Consider the following 19,588-nt stretch of genomic DNA (forward strand, 5'->3'; position numbering starts at 1 on the left):
CTGAGCGCGGGCGGCTTCTCCGTATCGACGGGCAGGCCGGCCTCCATGACCTCGATGGCCAGCCGCGAATGCTCCTGTGGCCCGACGCAGACGACGACCGCGTCGAGGCCGGCCCGCTCGATCATCCTGAGGTGATCGGTGAAGACCTCCTCGGCGCAGAAGACCCGAGCGTTGTGCTCCGCTTTCGACCGGTCCAGGTTGAAGACGGCTGCGAGCCGGACCGGGAGATCGCGCAGGGCGGAGCAGATCATCTTGGAGGAGTTGACCCCCGGCCCGATGATGCCGAGCCGTAGCTCACGGCCCGGACTCGCGGTCGTCACATCGCTCGCATCTGCGCCCTCTCGCTCAGCGCCATAGGACCGTGCTCACTCGTCGATGGACAGCTGGAGGATCTCCACCGTGATGCCGTCCGGGTCGCGGAGATACGCGAACCGCGACGTGCCCTCGCCCAGTGAAGGGCTCGGCGGAGCGATGAACTCCACTCCCTTGGCAACGAACTCCGAGTACGTCGCATCGATGTCCTCGACCGGGAAGCAGACGTGCGCCGCGCCGATGTCGTTGTTGCGCGGCGCGGAGTCGTTGCCGGCCTCGCGCGCGTACTGGATCAGCTCCAGCCGCATGGTCTCACCACGGAGCATCGCGATGACCAGCTTCGAGTTCGGCACGCCGACGCCCGCCGAGACGTAGGCGACGTCGGCGACCCCGCGGGTGGTCTCCTCCATGCCGAACAACGTCGTGTAGAACTCGACCGAGCGGTCGACGTCACCGACGGTGAGGCCGAGGTGGTGGATCTGTGTGTCGCTCACGTGTTCTCCTCCGCTGGGTCTACGGGTCAGTGGATCTCGTCGAGGACGACCGGGCGGCGCTCCTTGGCCGACAGGTCGATGGCCTCGCACAGCCGCATGGTCTGGTAGGAGCTGGCGATGGACGACTCGGGCTCCCGGCCCTCGTGGATCGCCGAGACGAATTCGGCCAGCTCGAGCCGGTACCCGATCTCGGCGTAGGGTCGCTCGTGCCAGTCGACGACGCGGTTGTCGTGATGGCGCATCATCGCCGAGCCGTCGCTGATCGTGATGAAGTCGCCGAACCCGCCGGTGATCTCCACCTCCTCGGTGATCGTCCCCTGTCGGTGGGCGGACACGGCGACGTTGCCGACCGCTCCGTTGGCGAAGATCAGGGTGGTGGCGTAGGCGATCTGCTGCTGGGTGCGCGCGTAGACCTCGCTAACTTCACCGAAGAGGAAGCGGGCCAGGTCGACCACGTGGATCGAGAAGTCGAAGAGCAGCCAGGAGGGATCCTCGTGGACCAGCCCCAGCCCCGAGTCGATCGTGAGCAGGCTCGGGGCGCCGAACTCCGGTGAGACGATCGCCGCGTGCGCCTTCTGGTAGGCCGGGGCGAACCTCTTCATGAAGGCGGTCATGCAGGGCTGGCCGGTGCGGCGGCTGGCCTCGAGCACCGTGCGCGCGTCGGCTGCGCTCGCGGCCGGCGGCTTCTCGGTGTAGACCGGCAGCCCGGCCTCCATCACCTCGACGGAGAGCCGGGCATGCTCCTTCGGCCCGACGCACACGATGACCGCGTCGAGCTCGGCCCGGTCGAGCATCTCGGTGTGGTCGGTGAAGTGCTGCCCGCCGAAGCGCCGGGCGTTGCGGCTGGCCCGGTCGGCGTCGAGGTCGCAGACGGCGACCAGCTCCGCCGGCAGGGCGTGCAGGTTCGGGTAGATCATGTTCGAGGAGTGACTGCCGGCGCCGATGATGCCGAGCCGGAGGTGGGGGTGCGGGATCTGCTCCTGGTCTTCCATTCGACAACCCAATCCAGATGTCGTGTGGCCGTTCGCCGCTGAGTGCCGGACCCGACCCGCGGTACCCGGCCCGTTCTCGGACGGTAGCGGTGTGGGCGGGTGGTTCCGGAGGGGGCGATACCCGCCACGTTCGCCGGCGAGGCTAGGACCAGCGGACGATGACCTTGCCGGACGCGCCGGCGAGGAAGTCGTCGATGGCGGCCTGCGCGTCGTCGGCCGTGACGTCGTGCGTGCAGAGGGCGTCGAGCCGCGGGCCGTGCGCCGCGAGGTCGAGCATCGCCGGGTAGTCCTCGCTCGTGTAGTACCAGCTGCCCGTGTAGGTGATCTCGCGCCGGATGAAGGTGTCCGACGGCTTGATCCGCACCTCGGTGTGGCACTCGCCGGACTGCAGCACGATGCCGCCGCCGTCGGCGAGGTCGAGGGCCTGTTCGATGCACGACGGCTGACCGCTGCATTCGATGACCAGCCGGGCCCGGAAGTCCGTGACGTCGTCGATGCTGCTCACGGTGTCGATGCCGAGCGACGCCGCGAGCTTGCGGCGGTAGGCCGACGGCTCGACGCCGAAGACGTCGCAGCCGGCGAAGGTCCGCACGGCCGCGTGCGCGAGGCCGACCGGCCCCAGTCCGATGACGAGGACCCGGTCGCCGACGCTCGTCGGCACCCGGCGAAGTCCTCGGGCCGGCACGCCCAGGGTGTCGCCGCTGACCAGCACGCCGGTCAGTGCGTCGACGTGAGCCGGGAGCTCGCGCAGGGCCCGGGCGTCGACCGTCACCAGCTCGGCGTGCCAGCCGCCGCTCTTGCTCGATCCCTGCGGTCCGCCGCTGCGGCAGAACAGCTCCTGGCCGGCCGCGCAGCGGACGCACGCGTTGCAGCCCACGATCGCCGACAGGCCGACCCGGTCCCCGGGCTGGAAGCGGGACTCGCCGGGCTCGACGACGATGCCGCAGGCCTCGTGACCGCCGTTGCCGACGAGTCCCTCCGGCCACGAACTGCCGACCCGCAGGGAATCACGTTCGCTGCCGCACAGGCCGGAGGCCTCGATCCGGATGAGTGCCTCGCCGTCCCGTGGCTTGGGATCGGGCAGGTCCGCGATGGTCACCCGCCCGTCGCCCTCGCATTGCAGTGCTCTCATGCCGGTCTCCGATGGTGGCGCACGAGTTTCGTTAATCAATACTGATGTTCTGGTGAGAGAAATACTGATCGGTCGCCGGGGAGAATGTCAAGGCATGAAAGCTGCCCCCTCGCCGGTCCGATCGCCGCCTGCCAGGCTCGGGTGCGACCGCAGGAGGCGGACTCACGGGGCCAGGGCGGTTGTCCGAGGACATGAAGGTGCTGATGCTCACGTACGGGAGCCCTGGCGACGTCGAGCCGTTCGTCGCGCTGACGGAGGCGCTCGACGAGGCCGGTCACGAGGCGGTGCTGGGCGCGCCGTTCGACCTGGCCTCGATGGACCCGCCCGCGGGTCTGCGTGTCGTGCGGTCTCGGACCGGACGACGCGCTCGGCGACGACCCCCGGGTGCGTGAGGCGGTCGGGACCGGGCTCTGGCGGCTGCGTCACAAGCGCCGGGAGTGGCGGGCGATGCGCGGGCTGCGGCGCGTCACGACCGGAATCTACGACGACATGGTCGCGGAGAGCCGTGACGGTGCTGACGTCGTCGTCCATCACGCGCTGTTCCCCGGCCAGCAGATCGCGGGAGAAGCTGGGGGTGCCAGCCGACGCGTCTGCCCGCACCCCGTGTGGGTGCCGTCCGGCTCCTTAACCTATCTGGCGCTGCCGCTCGCGCTACCGCGGCAGCCGAACCGGGGCTCGTGCCGGGTGATGGACGCCCGCAGCGGGCCTACCAGGGCGACCTCACGAGCTGGCGGCAGCGGTCGCTGGGCCCGCTGGCCATTATGACGTGCTCCGGCCGCAGGACAGCGACCCTGTGACCGTCCTGCATCCCTTCAGCCGGCCCAAACTGCCGCCGGAACTGGACTGCCCGGGCTGGGTGCACAACCACCAGATACTGGTTCACGCGGATCGATCCTCCCTGGACGCCGCCGACGGCGCTGGCAGAGTTCCTGGACGGTGGCGACCCGCCCGTATACATCGGCTTCGGCAGTCTGGTCGGCGCCGATCCCGGCCGAGCGCTAAGAAAGGCGGAGCGGGTGGCTCCGATTGCGCTCGTGCGTCCCTCTTCCGCGTCGGTGCATGCCTCGCTGGTGACGAACAGGACGTGGGTCTTCGCCCCGGGCGGGCGCTGGGCAGAGCAATTCCGTCGATGACTGTCCTGGGCGACCAGCGCACGTCGGAGCCGAAACGCAGGTTTCATTTCACACCGGACCGTGGAGGGGGCTATGACGACGGACGAGGGCCGGTTGGCGATCGTGACCGGCGCCGGAACCGGTATCGGGCGAGCCATCGCCGTCAAGCTGGCGCACGACGGCTACACCTGCCTGCTTGCCGGTCGCCGCAAGGACCCGCTGGAGGAGACGGCCGAGTTGCTGCGCGACGACGGCGGCCAGGCGGACACCGTCGCAGCCGACGTCAGCACCGACGACGGGCGGGCGCTGATCCTCGCGGCCGCCGACGCGCGACCGGAACCGCTGCAGGCACTCGTCAACAACGCCGGTGGCTCCAACCTCGCCCCGCTGCTCGCTCCGGTGCTCTCCGACTGGCGCGCGAACCTCGCGCTGATCCTCGAGGCGTCCGAGTTCCTGTCCGTCGAGTGCATTCGCCGGATGCGCGAGACCGGCGGCGGCGCGATCGTGAACATCGCCTCGGTCTACGGCAGCGTGACGCTCAACAATGCCTTCTACGCCTCCCGGTTCGCCGCCGACGGGCCCGACGGGCCGGTGCGCGACACGTCCTATGCCGCCGCGAAGGGTGCCCTGCGCATGCTCTCGCGTGAGCTGGCCACCGGCGCCGCCCCGATGGGCGTCCGGGTGAACACGGTCTCACCCGGCATGATCGACGTCGGCACCCTGGCCGGCGCCGACGCGGACGGCTTCGCGCGGGCGACGCCGCTGGGGCGTGTCGGGCGTCCCGAAGAGGTCGCGGGTGCGGTCGCGTTCCTTCTCTCGCCCGACGCCAGCTTCGTCACCGGCGCCGAGATCGTCGTCGACGGCGGCTGGACGCTCTGGTAGCGGCCCCGACTGCACCAGAACACGCCCCCTGCACGTCCGCTCGGCCCGGCGCGAGAATCGAGTTCGATCATCGACGGTGAGCCGAGAGGACGAATGGCGTTTCATGGATGCACTGACGCGCATGCGGGTTCTGGTCACGGGTGCGGACGGATTCATCGGGAGTCATCTGGTCGAGCGGTTGCTCGACGAGGCCGCGGCGGTCAAGGCGTTCTGCATCTACAACAGCAACGGCTCCTACGGCTGGCTGGACGAGCTGGCGCCGGGCCGCCGGGCGGGGATCGACCTGCAACTCGGCGACATCCGCGACCCGCGGTCCGTGCGGGACGCCGTGCGCGACGTCGACGTCGTCTTCCACCTTGCGGCGCTGGTGGCGATCCCGTACAGCTACCAGGCGCCCGAGTCGTTCGTCGACACGAACGTCAAGGGGACGTTGAACGTGCTGGAGGCCGTGCGCGACGCGGGCGGCGTCCGCATGGTGCACACCTCCACGAGCGAGGTGTACGGGACGCCCGAGACGGTGCCGATCACCGAGGACCACCCGCTGCGCGCCCAGTCGCCCTACGCCGCGTCGAAGATCGCCGCGGACCAGCTGTGCCAGTCGTACGCCAGGTCGTTCGACGTGGACGCCGTCACCCTGCGGCCGTTCAACACGTTCGGCCCGCGGCAGTCCGCTCGCGCCGTCATCCCCACCATCCTCGGGCAGCTGCTCGCGGGCGCCACCACCGTGCGGCTGGGCAACCTGTCGCCCCGGCGTGACCTGACCTTCGTCGCCGACACGGTGGACGGGTTCGTCCGGATGGCCGCTGCCGGCCTTCCCGCGGGGTCGGTGGTCCAGCTCGGCACCGGCAACGCGGTGTCCATCGAGGAGCTGTTCGCGCTGTCCTGCGAGGTGACCGGGGTCGAGGCGACGGTCGTCACCGATCGGCAGCGGATCCGGCCCGAGTCCAGCGAGGTCCAGGTGCTGCTCTCGGAACCGAGCAGGGCGAAGGCGGCGCTGGGCTGGCAGGCCGGGTGTACCCTGCCGGACGGGCTGCGCGAGACCGCTCGATGGCTCGAATCCCGGGTCGTCGCCGACCAGGTGACGAGGTACCACCGGTGATTCCGCTGGCCGAACCCGTCCTCGGCGGCAACGAGGCGCGCTACCTGGCCGAGTGCATCGAGACAGGATTCGTGTCGTCGGTCGGGCCGTTCGTCGAGCGGTTCGAGCAGCGCTTCGCCGAGGCCGTCCGCGCCGGCCACGCCGTGGCGTGTGCCAGCGGCACGGCGGCGCTTCATGTCGCCTTGAGGCTGGCCGGCGCGGGACCCGGCCGGTTGGTGGCGGTGTCGGACTTCACCTTCATCGCGTCGGCCAACGCGGCGGCGTACACCGGCGCGGACGTCCTGCTCGTCGACAGCGAACCCGACACCTGGAACATGGACACGGAGCTGCTGTACGACGAGGTGACGCGCCGAGCCCGCCTCGGGGAGCCGATCCCGGACGTCGTCGAGGTGGTGCACGTGCTCGGGCATCCGGCGGCCATGGAGCCGTTGCTGGAGTTGCGGTCGCGATTCGGTGTGCGGATCGTCGAGGACGCGGCCGAGGCGCTGGGCGCCTCGTGGACCAGCGGCCCCCTGGCGGGACGTCAGGTGGGCACAGTGAGCGACCTCGGCTGCTACTCCTTCAACGGCAACAAGATCATCACCACCGGCGGTGGCGGGATGATCGTGACGGCTGACGCCGAGTACGCGGACGCGGCGAGGCACCTGGCGAACCAGGCGAAGGTGGCCGGCGGCCACTACGAGCACGACACCGTCGGCTACAACTATCGGCTGACCAACCTCGCCGCGGCGGTCGGCGTCGCGCAGCTGGAGCGCCTGCCCGAGCTGCTGGCGGCCAAGCGGTCGATCGCCTCGCGGTACGACGCGTGGCTGTCGACGTCGCCGTTCACGCCGGCACCGAGAGCGGCGTGGGCGGACCCGTCCTACTGGCTCTACTCGGTCCTGGCGGGGGCCGGCGACTCCAGTCCGGACGACGTGGTCGCCCGTCTGGCCGCGGCGGGCGCTCAGGCGCGGCGGCTGTGGCCGCCTCTGCATCGGCAGCGGCCGTACGCGTCCGCCCGCGTTCTCGGCGGAGCGGTCGCGGATGACCTGCACCGCCGGGGGATCTCCCTTCCGAGCACGGCCACGCTGTCCGCCGAGGACCAGGAGGCGGTGGTGGCGACGGCGCTGACCGCTGTCGGTGTGGGTGCGTGACGGGGGTTTCGGCGGTTCCAGCGAGGTACCGCAGTGAGGAGGACGGCGAGTGAGGGTGCTCGTGACAGGGGCGGCCGGCCGGGTCGGGTCGACGCTCGCGCAGCAGCTGGTGCAGTCGGGCCACGACGTGCGCGGAACGGTTCAGCCGGACGGGCGGCAGCCGCATCCGGCGCTGGCGGCGCGGATCGAGGTCGTCGAAGCCGCGATGACCGATGCCCGCGCACTGCGCCGGGCCGTCGCCGACACGGAGGTCGTCGTCCATCTGGCCGCGCGGATCGTCGTCGGCGGGCGGCCGGCGGATGAGCTGCTCGACGTCAACGTCGGGGGGACGCTGCGGCTCTTGGAGGCGTCGGTGGCCGGCGGGAGCCGGGTCCGGCGCTTCGTCTTCGCCAGCACCGACAACGTCTACGGGCCGGCGACGCCGGCGTCGGGGCCGTACACGGAGGAGAGTCCGCAGCGACCCGGCGACTACTACGGCACCTCCAAGGTGCTCGCCGAGCAGCTCGTCCGGAACCACCGTGAGCTGCACGGCCTCGAGTACACGATCATGCGCCTGGGCTCGGTCATCGCGCCCAACGAGGCGCTACCGCTGTTCCGGCTCGCGTGGACGCGGGCGTTCCTGGCCGGACAGGTCGAGGCCGGGAAGCGCGGCAGCCTCTGGCAGTTGTTCGCCGGCCGCGACGACGTCCTCGCCGGCTTCGACACGGCGGTGAGCGGTCATACCGACAACCCGGCGGTCGCGCTGCTCGGGCCCGGCGGCGCGCCCTGGTCCATTCACTTCACCGACGTGCGCGACTCGGTGGCCGGGTTGATGCTCGGCATCGAGCGCCCGCAGGCGGCCGACGAGGTGTTCAACGTGGTCGGGCCGCGGACCACCACGTTCGCGGCGGGTGCCGGCGTGGTGGCCGCGGCCTTCGGCATCGGCTCGGTCGACGTGACGCTGCCGGTACGGCTTGCTTTCGAGGTCTCCACCGTCAAGGCGCGCAGCCTGCTGGGATACGCGCCCCAGTGGGATTTCGCCGCGACGCTGGAGAGCGCCTTGCGGACGCCGCACGTCGACCCGAGCTATCTCCCGGTGTCGCCGGCCTAGCCCGCGGCGCCGGCCAGCCGTCGCTCGGCGGTCACCAGGTGGAGGCGATGCCGGAGCTGGAGTGCGCTTCGATGAAGTCGCGGGTGCCGCGCAGGCCGTCCTGCACCGTGCTGCGGAAGTCGTGCCGCGGCCAGAACCCGACGCGCTCGATGGCGGAGTCGATGCTCAGCTCCAGCCGATGGGACGTCGGCATGGTGATCATCAGCTTCGGCACGTCGTACAGGTCGGCGATGGTCGCGGCGCCGTCGTCGTGGCTGGTCGGCTCGCGAGCCGCGAGGTTGAATGCCTGGCCGACGGCGCCCGGCTCGGTCAGCGCACGGTAGACGCCCTCGACGGCGTCGCGGACGTCGAGCAGTGACAGCGTCCACGGCCGCAGGTCCTGGTCGCGCAGGCCGACGGCGATGTCGTCGTCGGCCTCGCCGGCCTGCTCGTTCAGGAGCGCCAGCAGGTCCGGCTGACCGTCGAAGAGCGGCCACAGATGTGAGTTCTTCCCGAGCGCCTGCCAGCCCAGCAGCGCGCGCCAGAAGCGGAGGCGGAACAGCGTCCCGGCCTCCTCGGGGCTGATCACCGTGGCGAACCGGACGATCGAGTAGGGGAGGGCGAACTGTGCGCTGTGGTTGCGCAGGATGACCTCGCCCAGCAGCTTGCTGGTGCCGTAGTAGTCGGCCGGCTCCTGCCAGCTGTCCTCCCGCAGCGGCCGGGCCGGCGGGCGGCCCGGCCGGTAGGTGCCGTCGGAGCTGGCCAGCACGAACCGCTCGACCTCCGCTCCACCGTGGACGACCCCCTCGAGCAGCCGCAGCGTCCCGAGCGCGTTGACGTCGTAGAGCCGGTCGACCGGGGTGTCGCCGCGGACGAGCTGGGCCGCGAGGTGCACGACGTGGGTGACCCCACGGCACGCGACGTCGATGGCCGCCTGGTCGCCGAGGTCGGCCTCGACGACCTCGACGTCGGGGAAGACGTCGAGCTTCGACCGCTGCGCGTCGCCAGGCAGCACCATGGCCCGAACGGTCGCGCCCTCGTCGACGAGACGCTTGACCATGTTCGTGCCGACCCGGCCCGCCGCACCCGTCACCAGAACCCGCATGTGATCATCACCGCTTCCCGGACAGTGTCCACAGGAGTGGTCAAACAATTGAAACCTGTGTTTCAGTATGACATGTGGGTGCGGTCTTCCCCTAGAATGACCGAGGGGCGTTGATGCAGACGACGTGCGTGGAGACCGTGCTGGCCGGCGGGGCCGTGATGACGACCGTGCGCGGGGTGGTGCCCGGGCCGACGCTCGCGCTGCTCGGCGGTGTGCACGGCGACGAGGACGAGGGCGTCCTGGCCGTGAGGCGGCTGGTGACGGAGTTGCGCGAGGCGCCGCTCGTGGGCACCGTGCGGGCGGTCGCGCCGGCTCATCCCGCGGCCTGGGCGGCGGGCAGCCGGACCGGACCGCTCGACGACGGAAATCTCGCGCGGTGCTTTCCCGGCGACCCTGCCGGTGGGCCGACGCAGGCACTGGCCGCCGGCATCACGAACGAGGTGATCGACGGTTCGGACCTGCTGATCGATCTGCACTCGGCGGGCAGCCGCTACGACATGCCGCTGTTCTGCGGCTTCGTCGCCCGAGGCGGCGACGCTGCCGGGTCCGAGCGGGCGGCGTACGCCTTCGGCGCACCGCTGGTCTGGGCGCATTCGGCCGTCGCCTCGGGCCGCACTCTCTCGGCCGCTGTCGATCGCGCCATCCCCGCGGTGTACGTCGAGTGCGCCGGGGGCGGTGGCATCCGGCGGCACGAGCTCGACGCGTACGTCGACGGCGTCTGCGCGATCATGGCCGAGTTCGGCATGTTGCCGCCGCCGTACGGCCGGGCCGGCCGGCCCGCCCCGCGGCGGGTCGTCGATGGCGGCGACCTCGACGCCGGGGTCGTGTCCGGGCACGACGGCTTCTTCGTCAGCACGGTCACGGCCGGCGCCGTGGTCGCGGCGGGGGACGAGATCGGGCGTATCTACTCCTACGCGGGTGTGCTGGCCGACTCGGTCGCCGCTCCGTCCGGCGGAATGGTGATGTTCCTGCGCCGGCAGTCGCGCACGCGCACCGGCGAGGTGCTGTTCGCGCTCGCCGGCCTCGGCGGCGAACGGGGGACGCGGTGAGTCTGAGCCGGTTCGCCGCGGATCTTCCCGCCGTCCGCGAGTTCGTGACCATGGGCGAGGGCGAGACGCCCCTGGTGGCGCTGCCGGCGCTGGCCCGCCGGCTGGGCCTTCGGCGGCTCTCGGCGAAGCTCGAGTCGCTGAACCCGACCGGATCGTACAAGGACCGGGTGGCGGCCATGTCGCTGTCGCTCGCGAGGCACCGTCGCATGCGCGGGTGGATCGCCTCGTCGTCGGGCAACGCCGGCCTGGCCATGGCCGCGTACGGCGCCCGGGCCGGCCTGCCGGGCTTCCTCTGCCTGGTCGCGTCGGCGCCGATCGAGAAGCGCGTGCCGCTGATGCCGTACGGCCTCGGCGTGGTCGGCGTCGACGGCGTCGGCGACGGTGCGACGAGCGCCAACCTCGCCGTCCTGTTCGACGAGATCCGCGCCGCCGCGCAGCGCCACGACCTCTTCTTGGGTATCACCGCGCACGCCTTCAACCCGGCCGGCATGCGGGGCGTCGACACGCTCGCCTACGAGCTCGTCGAGCAGGCACCCGACGCGACCCACGTCTACGTGCCGGTCGGCGGTGGCGGTCTCCTGGTGGCGGTCGCCCGTGGGCTGCGGCACCGTGGCCACGACGCGCGCGTGATCGCCTGTCAGCCGCGTGGCTGTGCTCCGGTGGTCGCGGCCCTGGACGGCAGCGCGCGCGTGCCGGTGATCGAGACGTGCGACAGCCACATCTCGGGACTGCAGCTGCCGAACCCGCCCGACGGCCCGCCGGCGGTCGCCGCCGTGGAAGCCACCGGCGGGTGGGGTGACGCTCCGGACGACGCGGCGATCCTCGCCGCGCAGAGTCTGCTCACCCGCACCGAAGGCGTCTTCGCCGAACCGGCGGCGGCAGCCACGCTGGCCGGTCTCATGATCGACGCGGAGCGCGGACGCATCGGACCCGGCGACCACCCGGTGCTCGTCCTGTCCGGTGCCGGCTGGAAGGATCTCGGCCGGTTCGGGGCCGACGCGGCCACGTTGCCGGTCGTCGCTCTGCCGGAGCTGGCCGGCAGGGTGGACGACTGGGCCGGCCGTCAGCGCTCGGCCCGAGACGCGCCCTAGAACTCCGGTGCCCGAGGCTCCAGCAGCTCGGCGGGGATGCCGGCGCGGGGAAACGGCGGGCGTCGCTGGCCGGTGACCGGAGTCGTGGCCACGAAGACGTCGCCGGCGAACCGTCCGGCGCCGCCATGGCCGGGCGCGGCCAGTGCCGCCGTCGTAATGAACAGCGTGGTGCCCCGGGGACCGCCGAAGGTGCAGCTCGTCACGTTCGGCGTCGGTACCGAGATGGCGCCGAGCGGCCGGCCGTCCGGAGCGTAGCGGCGGACCTCTCCGCCGCCCCAGACGGCCAGCCACAGGCAGCCCTCGCTGTCGACGCACAGGCCGTCGGGCAGACCGTCGCCGGGCGGGATCTCGATGAACGGCACGGGGTGGTGCGGCACGCCCTCGTCCGCGTCCCACTCGTACCGTCGCACCGTCTGCGACAGCGTGTCGACGTGGTAGAAGTAGGCGTCGTCGGGGCTCCAGTCCAGCCCGTTGGACATGCCGATGTCGCCGAAGAGCCGATGCGTGGACCCGTCGTGGTCGACGCGGTAGAGCGAGCCGGTGAAGCGCGGATCGACCGCGGCGGTGCCGGCCACGAACCGTCCCCGGCTGTCGCACTTTCCGTCGTTGAACTGGGTCGCGAGGTCTGTCTCGACCGCGCTCCACAGCCGCGGCAGGTCCGACCAGGTGGGCTGGACCAGGATGCCCCGGCGGGTGGCAAGCAGCAGCCCGCCGCCCTCGATCAGCGCGACACTGCCGAGCGGCTCCCCGATGGCCTGGTACACCATGCTCCGCTCGGCGCGGCTCCACCGCCACAGATGACCCGCCGGGATGTCGACCCAGTACAGAGTCTCGGCGTGGGCGTCGTAGAGCGGGCCCTCGCCGACCTCGGCCTGACAGCGGATGGCGTGTTGCGCGTGGTGGCCGATCATGCCTCGCTCGCCACCGCCGTCGAGGGCTACTCGTGTGGGGCCGGCTGGAGCCGTTCGGCGACGTCGATCAGCGACTTCGCGACGGCCGCGGCCTCTCTGGTGCTGAATCGGCTGGCCGGACCACTGACGCTGAGCGCCGCGGGTAGACGCGTCCCGAGCAGCGCCACGGCCACGCAGCGGCCGTCCTCTTCGTTCTCGCCGTCGTCGATGGCGAACCCGCGCGCACGCACGGTGGCCAGCTGTGCCAGGTAGCCGTCGACGGTGGTGACGGTGCGGGCCGTGCGCGGCGTCATCTCGACCTGGGCCAGCAGCTCACGCACCTGGCTCTCGGGCAGCTGGGCCGCGATGGCCTTGCCGAGCGCCGTGCAGTACAGCGGGTCGCGGCTGCCGGGCGGGCTGGACATCCGGACCGTGCGGATGCTCTCGGAGACCTCCACGTAGCGGACCGAGTTGCCGTCGAGGACGCCGAGGTTGGTGGTCTCGCCGGTGTCGTCGCGGAGCCGCTCGAGCCATGGCCGCGCGCGTTCCTTGAGGACGTCGAGGTCGCGCGACTGCATGCCCACGAAGCCGAGGCCGAGAACGTAGAGGCCGTCGGCGTTCCGTTCGACGTAACGGTGCTTCTGCAGCGTCCAGAGGTACCGGAACGCGGTGGCCTTCGGCATGTCGATGGCCCGGTGGATGTCGACGAGCGACATCGGCACGGTCGCCTCCTGCAGCTCGTTGAGCATGGAGACGACCCGCTCGACCGAGCGGTTCAGGTACTTCTTCGCCTGCGCGGGCGTGGCGGTTGCCGGATCGGGCGCGTTGTTGATGTCGATCTTGGCGACGGCGTGTTCGTCGTCGATGTCGTCGACCTGGCCGTGCGTGTCGTCTCCGCCCGGCCGCCGTTTGCGTGGCATGAGCTCACCTCGGGTTTTCTGGCTTGAACTCGGTGTTTCATTGATTCTACGAGCGTCAAGATCGTTCGCCAGGGGCCAATCCGGCCGGCCCTGGCCGGTGCGCCGGGCCGGTGATCGTCGGTGCGGAGTTGGCCCCCTTGACGGCGGCTGGCGCCAATCGTAGCGTGATTTGAAGGTTGGAGTTCTAGTTTCGTATATCAAAACTTCGCGGGTGGTCGCCACTTGTTGCGCCTGGCCATCGAGGAGAGTGACTCATGAGCGGTCCTCCGCAGCGCTATGAACGATCCGACCAGCTCCACCGACGCGCATCGCGGCATGCCCCTGGCGGGGTGCACTCCAACGTCCGGCTGGCCGGGCAGCGGATCTTCTTCGAGAGCGCCGACGGGCCGTGGCTGCACAGCGTCGACGGCGACGACTACGTCGACTACCTGCTCGGGCAGGGCCCGAACTTCCTCGGTCACGCACCCGAACCGGTGGTGCGCGCCGTCCACGAGGCCAGCCGCAAGGGGGTGATCTTCGGCGGCCAGCACGAGCTGGAGATCGAGGCCTCCGAGCTGGTGTGCTCCACGCTGCGCTGGCCCGACATGGTGCGGTTCTGCGTTTCCGGCACGGAGGCCGTGCAGGCGGCGTTCCGGCTGGCCAGGGCGGTCACCGGCCGCACGAAGATCGTCCGGTTCGAGGGCCACTACCACGGCTGGCTCGACAACGTCCTGACGGCGCCCGGCGACGACGGCTGGGGCGTGGCCAGCGCGGGGCAGCTGCCCAGCCACCTCGACGACTTCGTGGTGCTGCCGTGGAACGACGCCGACCGGGTGGCCGCGGCGCTGGCCGACGACGGCGAGCGGATCGCCGCCGTCGTCATGGAACCGGTCATGATCAACGCCGGGGTCATCGAGCCGCTGCCCGGCTACCTCGAGCGCGTGCGCGAGCTGTGCACGTCGCACGGCGTGGTGCTGATCTTCGACGAGGTGCTGTCCGGGTTCCGGCTGGGCCTCGACGGCGCGGCCGGCCACTACGGCGTCACGCCCGACCTCGCCACGTACGCGAAGGCGCTGGCCGCCGGGTGGCCGGTGGCGGCGCTGGCCGGCCGGGCCGAGCTGATGGAGCGCTTCGGCACCGGCGAGGTGAACCACTCCGGCACGTTCAACGGGTCGGTGGTCGCGACCGCCGCGGTCAAGGCCAGTCTGGAGCTGCTGCGCGCCGACCCGCCCTACGCCGCCATCGAGGAGCACGGCACCGCGCTGATGGCCGGCATCCGCGAGCTCGGCCAGACCTACGGCGTCCCGTTGCGCGCCGCCGGCCTGCCTGCCGCGTTCCACGTCTCGTTCGGCGACGCCGACGTCGTCGACTACCGCACGCTGCAGCAGCTGGACCTCGCCCGCTACGAGGACCTCGCGGAGGCACTGGTCGACAACGGCGTCTGGGTCGCGCCGCGCGGCGTCTGGTATGTCTCCGCGGCACACGGTGCGGTCGAGCTGGACGCCGCCCTGACCCGGTTCGGCAAGGCCCTGACGGAGTGGACATGACCAGCGCACCTGTAGAGACCGAGCTGTTCCGGCCGTTCGTCCGGGCCGGTGACTTCGTCTTCGTGTCCGGCCAGGCGTCCATCGACCCGCAAGGACGGCTGGTCAGGGGCACGTTCGAGCAGGAGATGCGCCGCTCGATCGAGAATGTCCGGGCGGTCCTGGCGGTGGCCGGCCTCACGCTGATGGACGTCGTGAAGGTCGGCTCGTACGTCCAGGACGCCGCCGACCTGCCCGAGTACAACCGCCTGTACATGGAGTACTTCGCGGCGCTGCGCCCGGCTCGTACGACGATCACCCGGTGCCTGCCCGAGACCGTCAAGTTCGAGATGGACGTGGTCGCCTACCGCGAGTACACACCGAGCCTGCGTTCGGAGGGCTGACCGAGTGCGTCTCGCGGTGCTGGGCCTCTACCACGAGGCCAACACGTTCTCGCCCTTGCTGGCCGACCGTGCGCTGTTCACGGCCGGCGGCGTCTTCCGCGGCCAGCAGATCGTCGACGAGTACGCGGGCTCGTCGACCACGATCGGCGGCTATCTTCGGGCCGCGTCGCGGCTCGGTGCCGAGGCGGTTCCGCTCACGTTCGGCTACGTCAACCCCATCGGACCGATCGTGGCCGACGCGTTCGAATGGCTGGCCGGCGAGATGCTCGGCGAGCTCGAGCGCGGCGGACCGTGGGACGGCGTGCTGCTGAACCTGCACGGCGCCGCGGTCGCGGAGCACCTGCCCGATGCCGACGCGGAACTGGCCACGCGGGTGCGCGCGGTCGTCGGTCCCGACGTGGCCATCGGTGCCGTCCTGGACCTGCACGCCAACGTCTCGCAGCCGCTCGTCGACGCGCTCACCGTCACGCTGGTCTACCAGACCAACCCGCACGTCGATGCCGCCCGGCAGGCCGAGCGCTGTGCGGAGTTGGTCGTCCGGACCGCTCGTCGCGAGATCGCTCCGGTCCAGGCGTTGGAGCCGCTGCCGCTGGTGGTGAACATCGCCCGCCAGGACACCGGCGAGGAGCCGATGGCGTCGCTGGTCGCGGCCGCCGAGGGCGTCGCGGCGCAGCCGGGCATGCTGTGGGCCGGGGTGGTCGAGGGGTTCCCGTACGCCGACGTGCCGCACGTCGGCATGTCCTGCCTCGCGGTACACGACGGCGACCGGCTCGCCGCCGAGCAGGCGGCACGAGAGCTGGCCGAGGCGGTGTGGGCCCGCCGCGACGACCTGCAAGCCCGCGGGCACACGGTCGAGGAGGCACTGGACCTCGCCGAACGCGAGGCCGCGCCGGTGGTGCTGCTGGACGTCGGCGACAACATCGGGGCCGGCGCGCCGGGCGACTCCACCGTCATCCTCGCCGCCGCCCTGCGCCGAGGGCTGCGGTCGCTCGTGCAGACGCTCTGGGACCCCGACGCGGTACGGGTCTGCGCGGCGGCCGGGGCCGGCGGCGAGGTCGCTCTCACCGTCGGCGCCCGGCATCGGCACTCGGCCGGCGACCCCGTGCCGGTCAAGGGCCGGGTGCGGGTGATCTCGGACGGGCGGTTCGAGGATCCCGCGCCGACGCACGGCGGGTTCCGCTGGTTCGACATGGGTCCGACCGCGGTCCTCGAGACCGCCGAGGGGCCGACGTTGGTGCTGACCTCGCGGCAGACGATGAACAGCAGCCGGCGGCAGCTGACCGCGTTGGGCCTCGACCCGGCGGCCTTCCAGGTGATCGTCGCCAAGGGGGTCAACAGCCCGCGCGCGGCGTATGCGCCGATCGCGTCCCGGCTGGTCGTCGTCGACACCGATGGCATCACGGCGATGGGGCTCGAGCGGTTCACTTACCGAAACCGCCGACGCCCGATCCATCCATTCGAGCCGGCGAGCTATCCGCCGAGGTAGGCGCTCTGCCGCGACGGCCCACCCTCCTTCACCCTGCCCCGCGTGCGTCCAGAAATATAAAACTCTAGTATTATCTGACGAAACGTACCGGGCACCGGGCCCGGCGGGCAGGAGGGCCGAGTCATGGCTGTGGGGTTCCGGTCGTTCCTCAGCGTGGAGACGGCGCCGTGCATCGAGACCGTCATCGGTCACCTGGATCGCTGGTCGCGGACCAAAGAGATCCGCGTCGACGCCGGCGCTCCGGGCCGCTACCTCCTGGATCCCGACGACGTGATCACGATCGATCGGCACGAGGCCGGCGGCCGCTCGGTCTACCGCTGGCGGCGGCTGCATCCGTACGCCCAGGGACGCAACGAGATCTGGCGGACGTCCGTCACGGCGGTCGAGGCCCAGGGCGGTCCCGGCTGGCTCTGGACGGAGATCGAGGCCGCCGAGGGCGACGACGACGAGCCGGCCAGGGTGCCGTTCATGTCCGTGCCGGCCGTGCTCCGGGCGTTGCTCGCCGACCTCCGGTGTCGCGACGGCATCGTGCCGAGCGCGACCGAGCCGACGTGGGTGGCCTCTGACGGCCTTCCCGACCTGATGGACTATCTGGCCGACGAGGGACGGCTGGGCCCGGTCTACGTCGCCAGGCAGGGGGCCCGTGATGCCGAGGCGTTCCACGCCTGGGCGACGCAGGTGATGTGGGAGGTCGTCGGGCTCGGCAACGCCTTCCTGCTGGGTGGGCAGGTCGAAGAGGAGTTCAACGACATGGTCGGTGAGCTCCACGCCATTCCCGACGCCGCCATCCGCACCTACCTGCCCGGCGTCCAGCTCGACGATCCGCGTGACCCGCGGCGCCATCAGATCCTCGGTGCGGTGCGCATCGACCGCAACGGGCCGCGGCGGCTGGCGTACATCTTCGGACTGTCGCAGCGTGACCGCGGTGGCCTCGCACCGCTGCCGCCGGAGGTGGCCGACGTCGAGCAGCTGCTGGCCGGCGAGGCCGCCGAGCGGCACGGCGCCGAGCTCCACGTCGTGGCCGACGTGCCTGTGCAGGCTGACTCCGCACAGCACGGCGGGCCGCCCGTCGCGGCCGGGTCCGGGAACATCGCGCTGTCGCGCCGGGCGCAGCACCGCCGGCTGGTGGAGCTGCTGGAAGAGAACGAACAGCTTCGCGCCGAGGTCGAGCGGCTTCGGGGCGCGCTCGGCGCAACTCGCCACTCGGGCGTGGCGATGCTCACCGCGTTGGAGACGCTCGAGGAAGAGGTCAGGTCCGTGCGGCGCCGGTTCGGCGCGATCGATGGCCCGCTCGGGGCGGAGCAGCGTCTGACTGCCTCCTGAGGCGCAGCCGGATGAGATCCGGCCGCCGCGCCAGGCAGACGTCGGTCCGGCCAGCGCGGTGAGCTGTGCTGTCATCGTTCGACTTGCGTTCACGGCGGCCTGATAGACAATTTCGGTACCACTGTCGATTGCACCGGCCCGCCGTCGACGAAGGCGAGCGATGTTTGCGATGCGGCGTTCCTACGGGCATGGAAGCCCGGTTTGGTCGTTCGTACGGTCTGCGACGTTTCTCCAACCATGGCGAGGTGGAATCGTCATGGTGCGTACTCGGGGTGGCTGTGCGAGCGTGCGAGGTGCCCGAAATGGCTGATTTGCCCGCAAATCCGATGTCCGTCGAGCTGACCGTCAGTCATCGCCTCCTGTGGTGGCAGACCATGTCGGACGACGACCTCCCAGAGCACTGGCATGTGTCGGCCGACGTCTGGGACCTCGATGTGTGCCCGCCCGGAAGTCGCCACGTCGCTGACATCGAGCTGGCGGTCGCCGATCTCGACAGCGAGCGGAACCTGCTCGACTCCATCGAGCTGGGAGAGTGGGCGCTCGAGTTCATTGCCGAGACGATCCTCGATCTCGCCGATGGAACGCTGGTGCCCGAGCTGGACGAGAAGATCGGCGCCGGCCCGCCTCGTATGGTCATCGTCCGATGGTTCGAGCTGGCAGAGGCATGGCGTGGTCACGGCCTCGCGGCGCCGTTCATCGCGGCCGCGCTGGAACGTTTCTCCAGCAACGCCCGGCTCGCCGTGTGCCGGATCTCGCCGGGCGACTTCAGCAGCCGGGGCCAGGACCGGATATCGGCCGAGCTGACCTGTCTCCGGCTCGGCTCTCTGCTGGAGCGGATCGGTTTCTTCCAGTGGAACGGCGTCTACGTCGTCGATCTCCAGAACCAGGAGCTGACCGACGCCAGCCTGGGGCCGCTCGAGCGCTGGGGGCCGTACAGCGACGGGCACCCCGGCCACGTGCCGCGCCCGGGCGACTGAGCGGTCCGATGGCCGCGCGTCCCCCGGGCGGCAGCTGAGCGCGTCCTAGGCCAGCAGCCGGTCGAGCTGCTCGATGACCGGCCGGCCCGCGGTGAGGTCGTGCGGTGCGTCGAACTCCCACCAGGGCCCGGGCACCGCGACCGCGGTCACCGTCGCCGCCTGGGTCGTGATGAGCCGGTAGAGGAGCGCGGTCATGTCGCGGCGTTCCCCGGGCGCCAGCTCCGGCAGGGCGGCGGCGATGGCGGCCCAGCCGTCCGGGGTGAGCTTGAGCAGCCCGAGGTACTGGCCCGCGACGTCGTCGATCGAGTGCGGGGTGTTGCCGATGTCGGCGATGGTGCCGTCGGGCGCCAGCCGGAAGGTCTCGGCGTCGGTCAGCGGGTCGGCGAAGCGGTCGGCCCACTGGCCCAGCCACTGCGGGTCGTAGGCGACGGCGATGGCGGCCGGGCTGGCCGCGACGGCGCGGACGGCGGCCGGGGAGACCACGATGTCGCCGTAGCAGACCACCGTCGGGCCGGCGCGCAGCCAGTCCGCGGCACAGGCCAGCGAGTCGACCATCGACGAGCCGGCCCACTCCCGGTTGTGGAACAGCCGCAGGCCGCGGCCGTCGAACCGGTCC

General features: G+C 71.3%; 19 protein-coding genes and 1 pseudogene. 12 read left to right on the forward strand and 8 right to left on the reverse strand.

The window, feature by feature from the left end; genetic code table 11:
- Positions 1 to 2 precede the first annotated feature (2 nt).
- The 4 genes and pseudogenes from BLV05_RS38635 to BLV05_RS16675 form a co-directional block, all read right to left on the reverse strand.
- A pseudogene (locus BLV05_RS38635) lies at positions 3 to 251 on the reverse strand (Gfo/Idh/MocA family oxidoreductase); the annotation flags it as partial.
- 114 nt (positions 252 to 365) lie between these two features.
- Positions 366 to 806 carry a VOC family protein gene (locus BLV05_RS16665; RefSeq protein ID WP_052762333.1) on the reverse strand — a complete coding sequence of 147 codons (441 nt, stop codon included), beginning with the start codon at positions 804 to 806 and terminating at the stop codon, positions 366 to 368.
- Positions 807 to 832: 26 nt separating this feature from the next.
- A complete protein-coding gene (locus BLV05_RS16670; protein WP_052762334.1) occupies positions 833 to 1,798 on the reverse strand; it encodes a Gfo/Idh/MocA family protein in 966 nt (321 codons plus the stop codon).
- Positions 1,799 to 1,940: 142 nt separating this feature from the next.
- Positions 1,941 to 2,930 (reverse strand): zinc-dependent alcohol dehydrogenase, encoded by a 990-nt coding sequence (locus BLV05_RS16675; protein WP_082155125.1) that lies wholly within the window; start codon positions 2,928 to 2,930, stop codon positions 1,941 to 1,943.
- A gap of 197 nt (positions 2,931 to 3,127) precedes the next feature.
- On the opposite strand from BLV05_RS16675, the gene BLV05_RS16680 reads away from it, so the two are divergent.
- The 5 genes from BLV05_RS16680 (at position 3,128) to BLV05_RS16700 (ending at position 8,246) form a co-directional block, all read left to right on the forward strand.
- Positions 3,128 to 3,322: a hypothetical protein gene (locus BLV05_RS16680; RefSeq protein WP_152690691.1), complete on the forward strand. Its 195-nt coding sequence runs from the start codon at positions 3,128 to 3,130 to the stop codon at positions 3,320 to 3,322.
- 813 nt (positions 3,323 to 4,135) lie between these two features.
- Positions 4,136 to 4,924, forward strand: coding sequence for an SDR family NAD(P)-dependent oxidoreductase (locus BLV05_RS16685; protein ID WP_046768112.1), 789 nt, complete (start codon positions 4,136 to 4,138; stop codon positions 4,922 to 4,924).
- Between the two features lie 121 nt (positions 4,925 to 5,045).
- Complete coding sequence (locus BLV05_RS16690) at positions 5,046 to 6,023, forward strand: SDR family NAD(P)-dependent oxidoreductase (RefSeq protein WP_197683692.1); 978 nt, start codon at positions 5,046 to 5,048, stop codon at positions 6,021 to 6,023.
- Complete coding sequence (locus BLV05_RS16695) at positions 6,020 to 7,156, forward strand: DegT/DnrJ/EryC1/StrS family aminotransferase (RefSeq protein WP_052762335.1); 1,137 nt, start codon at positions 6,020 to 6,022, stop codon at positions 7,154 to 7,156. Before BLV05_RS16690 ends, BLV05_RS16695 begins: the two co-directional genes overlap by 4 nt.
- 49 nt (positions 7,157 to 7,205) lie before the next feature.
- Entirely contained in the window at positions 7,206 to 8,246 is a 1,041-nt protein-coding gene (locus tag BLV05_RS16700; protein WP_082155126.1) for an NAD-dependent epimerase/dehydratase family protein, read from the forward strand.
- A 31-nt stretch (positions 8,247 to 8,277) separates the two neighbouring features.
- On the opposite strand, the gene BLV05_RS16705 is transcribed toward BLV05_RS16700, so the two are convergent.
- Positions 8,278 to 9,330, reverse strand: coding sequence for an NAD-dependent epimerase/dehydratase family protein (locus tag BLV05_RS16705; protein WP_046768116.1), 1,053 nt, complete (start codon positions 9,328 to 9,330; stop codon positions 8,278 to 8,280).
- A 113-nt stretch (positions 9,331 to 9,443) separates the two neighbouring features.
- Between BLV05_RS16705 and BLV05_RS16710 the strand changes: the two genes are divergently transcribed.
- A complete protein-coding gene (locus tag BLV05_RS16710) occupies positions 9,444 to 10,379 on the forward strand; it encodes a succinylglutamate desuccinylase/aspartoacylase family protein (protein WP_052762336.1) in 936 nt (311 codons plus the stop codon).
- Positions 10,376 to 11,470, forward strand: a complete 1,095-nt coding sequence (locus BLV05_RS16715) for a pyridoxal-phosphate dependent enzyme (RefSeq protein ID WP_046768117.1) — start codon at positions 10,376 to 10,378, stop codon at positions 11,468 to 11,470. Before BLV05_RS16710 ends, BLV05_RS16715 begins: the two co-directional genes overlap by 4 nt.
- Here the strand turns inward: BLV05_RS16715 and BLV05_RS16720 are convergent.
- Both BLV05_RS16720 and BLV05_RS16725 read right to left on the reverse strand, forming a co-directional pair.
- Positions 11,467 to 12,381, reverse strand: a complete 915-nt coding sequence (locus BLV05_RS16720; protein WP_052762337.1) for an SMP-30/gluconolactonase/LRE family protein — start codon at positions 12,379 to 12,381, stop codon at positions 11,467 to 11,469. The genes BLV05_RS16715 and BLV05_RS16720 overlap by 4 nt on opposite strands.
- Positions 12,382 to 12,407: 26 nt before the next feature.
- Positions 12,408 to 13,280, reverse strand: a complete 873-nt coding sequence (locus tag BLV05_RS16725) for an IclR family transcriptional regulator (RefSeq protein ID WP_082155127.1) — start codon at positions 13,278 to 13,280, stop codon at positions 12,408 to 12,410.
- A 329-nt stretch (positions 13,281 to 13,609) separates the two neighbouring features.
- Here BLV05_RS16725 and BLV05_RS16730 point away from each other — a divergent pair, with 329 nt between their 5' ends.
- The 5 genes from BLV05_RS16730 (at position 13,610) to BLV05_RS16750 (ending at position 18,972) form a co-directional block, all read left to right on the forward strand.
- Positions 13,610 to 14,806 carry an aspartate aminotransferase family protein gene (locus BLV05_RS16730; protein ID WP_197683693.1) on the forward strand — a complete coding sequence of 399 codons (1,197 nt, stop codon included), beginning with the start codon at positions 13,610 to 13,612 and terminating at the stop codon, positions 14,804 to 14,806.
- Positions 14,803 to 15,186 carry a RidA family protein gene (locus BLV05_RS16735; RefSeq protein ID WP_046768119.1) on the forward strand — a complete coding sequence of 128 codons (384 nt, stop codon included), beginning with the start codon at positions 14,803 to 14,805 and terminating at the stop codon, positions 15,184 to 15,186. The genes BLV05_RS16730 and BLV05_RS16735 overlap by 4 nt, the downstream gene beginning before the upstream one ends.
- Before the next feature lie 4 nt (positions 15,187 to 15,190).
- Positions 15,191 to 16,672, forward strand: a complete 1,482-nt coding sequence (locus BLV05_RS16740; RefSeq protein WP_046768120.1) for a M81 family metallopeptidase — start codon at positions 15,191 to 15,193, stop codon at positions 16,670 to 16,672.
- Between the two features lie 123 nt (positions 16,673 to 16,795).
- Entirely contained in the window at positions 16,796 to 17,995 is a 1,200-nt protein-coding gene (locus tag BLV05_RS16745) for a hypothetical protein (protein WP_152690692.1), read from the forward strand.
- 188 nt (positions 17,996 to 18,183) lie between these two features.
- On the forward strand, positions 18,184 to 18,972 hold the full coding sequence (locus tag BLV05_RS16750) for a hypothetical protein (protein WP_152690693.1): 789 nt from the start codon (positions 18,184 to 18,186) through the stop codon (positions 18,970 to 18,972).
- A gap of 45 nt (positions 18,973 to 19,017) precedes the next feature.
- Here BLV05_RS16750 and BLV05_RS16755 read toward each other — a convergent pair whose 3' ends face one another.
- Entirely contained in the window at positions 19,018 to 19,527 is a 510-nt protein-coding gene (locus BLV05_RS16755; protein ID WP_052762338.1) for a glycosyltransferase family protein, read from the reverse strand.
- Positions 19,528 to 19,588 lie beyond the last annotated feature (61 nt).

Origin of the sequence: Jiangella alkaliphila, assembly GCF_900105925.1 — a bacterium.
In the GTDB taxonomy this organism is placed as follows: Bacteria; Actinomycetota; Actinomycetes; order Jiangellales; family Jiangellaceae; genus Jiangella; species Jiangella alkaliphila.

What these genes read in the sequence shown, in the direction of transcription:
- BLV05_RS16670 (WP_052762334.1), bottom strand. Translation starts at nt 1,798, where the DNA reads ATGGAAGACCAGGAGCAGATCCCGCACCCCCACCTCCGGCTCGGCATC.
- BLV05_RS16675 (WP_082155125.1), bottom strand. Translation starts at nt 2,930, where the DNA reads ATGAGAGCACTGCAATGCGAGGGCGACGGGCGGGTGACCATCGCGGAC.
- BLV05_RS16685 (WP_046768112.1), top strand. Translation starts at nt 4,136, where the DNA reads ATGACGACGGACGAGGGCCGGTTGGCGATCGTGACCGGCGCCGGAACC.
- BLV05_RS16690 (WP_197683692.1), top strand. Translation starts at nt 5,046, where the DNA reads ATGCGGGTTCTGGTCACGGGTGCGGACGGATTCATCGGGAGTCATCTG.
- BLV05_RS16705 (WP_046768116.1), bottom strand. Translation starts at nt 9,330, where the DNA reads ATGCGGGTTCTGGTGACGGGTGCGGCGGGCCGGGTCGGCACGAACATG.
- BLV05_RS16710 (WP_052762336.1), top strand. Translation starts at nt 9,444, where the DNA reads ATGCAGACGACGTGCGTGGAGACCGTGCTGGCCGGCGGGGCCGTGATG.
- BLV05_RS16720 (WP_052762337.1), bottom strand. Translation starts at nt 12,381, where the DNA reads ATGATCGGCCACCACGCGCAACACGCCATCCGCTGTCAGGCCGAGGTC.
- BLV05_RS16725 (WP_082155127.1), bottom strand. Translation starts at nt 13,280, where the DNA reads ATGCCACGCAAACGGCGGCCGGGCGGAGACGACACGCACGGCCAGGTC.
- BLV05_RS16735 (WP_046768119.1), top strand. Translation starts at nt 14,803, where the DNA reads ATGACCAGCGCACCTGTAGAGACCGAGCTGTTCCGGCCGTTCGTCCGG.
- BLV05_RS16745 (WP_152690692.1), top strand. Translation starts at nt 16,796, where the DNA reads ATGGCTGTGGGGTTCCGGTCGTTCCTCAGCGTGGAGACGGCGCCGTGC.
- BLV05_RS16750 (WP_152690693.1), top strand. Translation starts at nt 18,184, where the DNA reads ATGGAAGCCCGGTTTGGTCGTTCGTACGGTCTGCGACGTTTCTCCAAC.
- BLV05_RS16755 (WP_052762338.1), bottom strand. Translation starts at nt 19,527, where the DNA reads ATGGTCGACTCGCTGGCCTGTGCCGCGGACTGGCTGCGCGCCGGCCCG.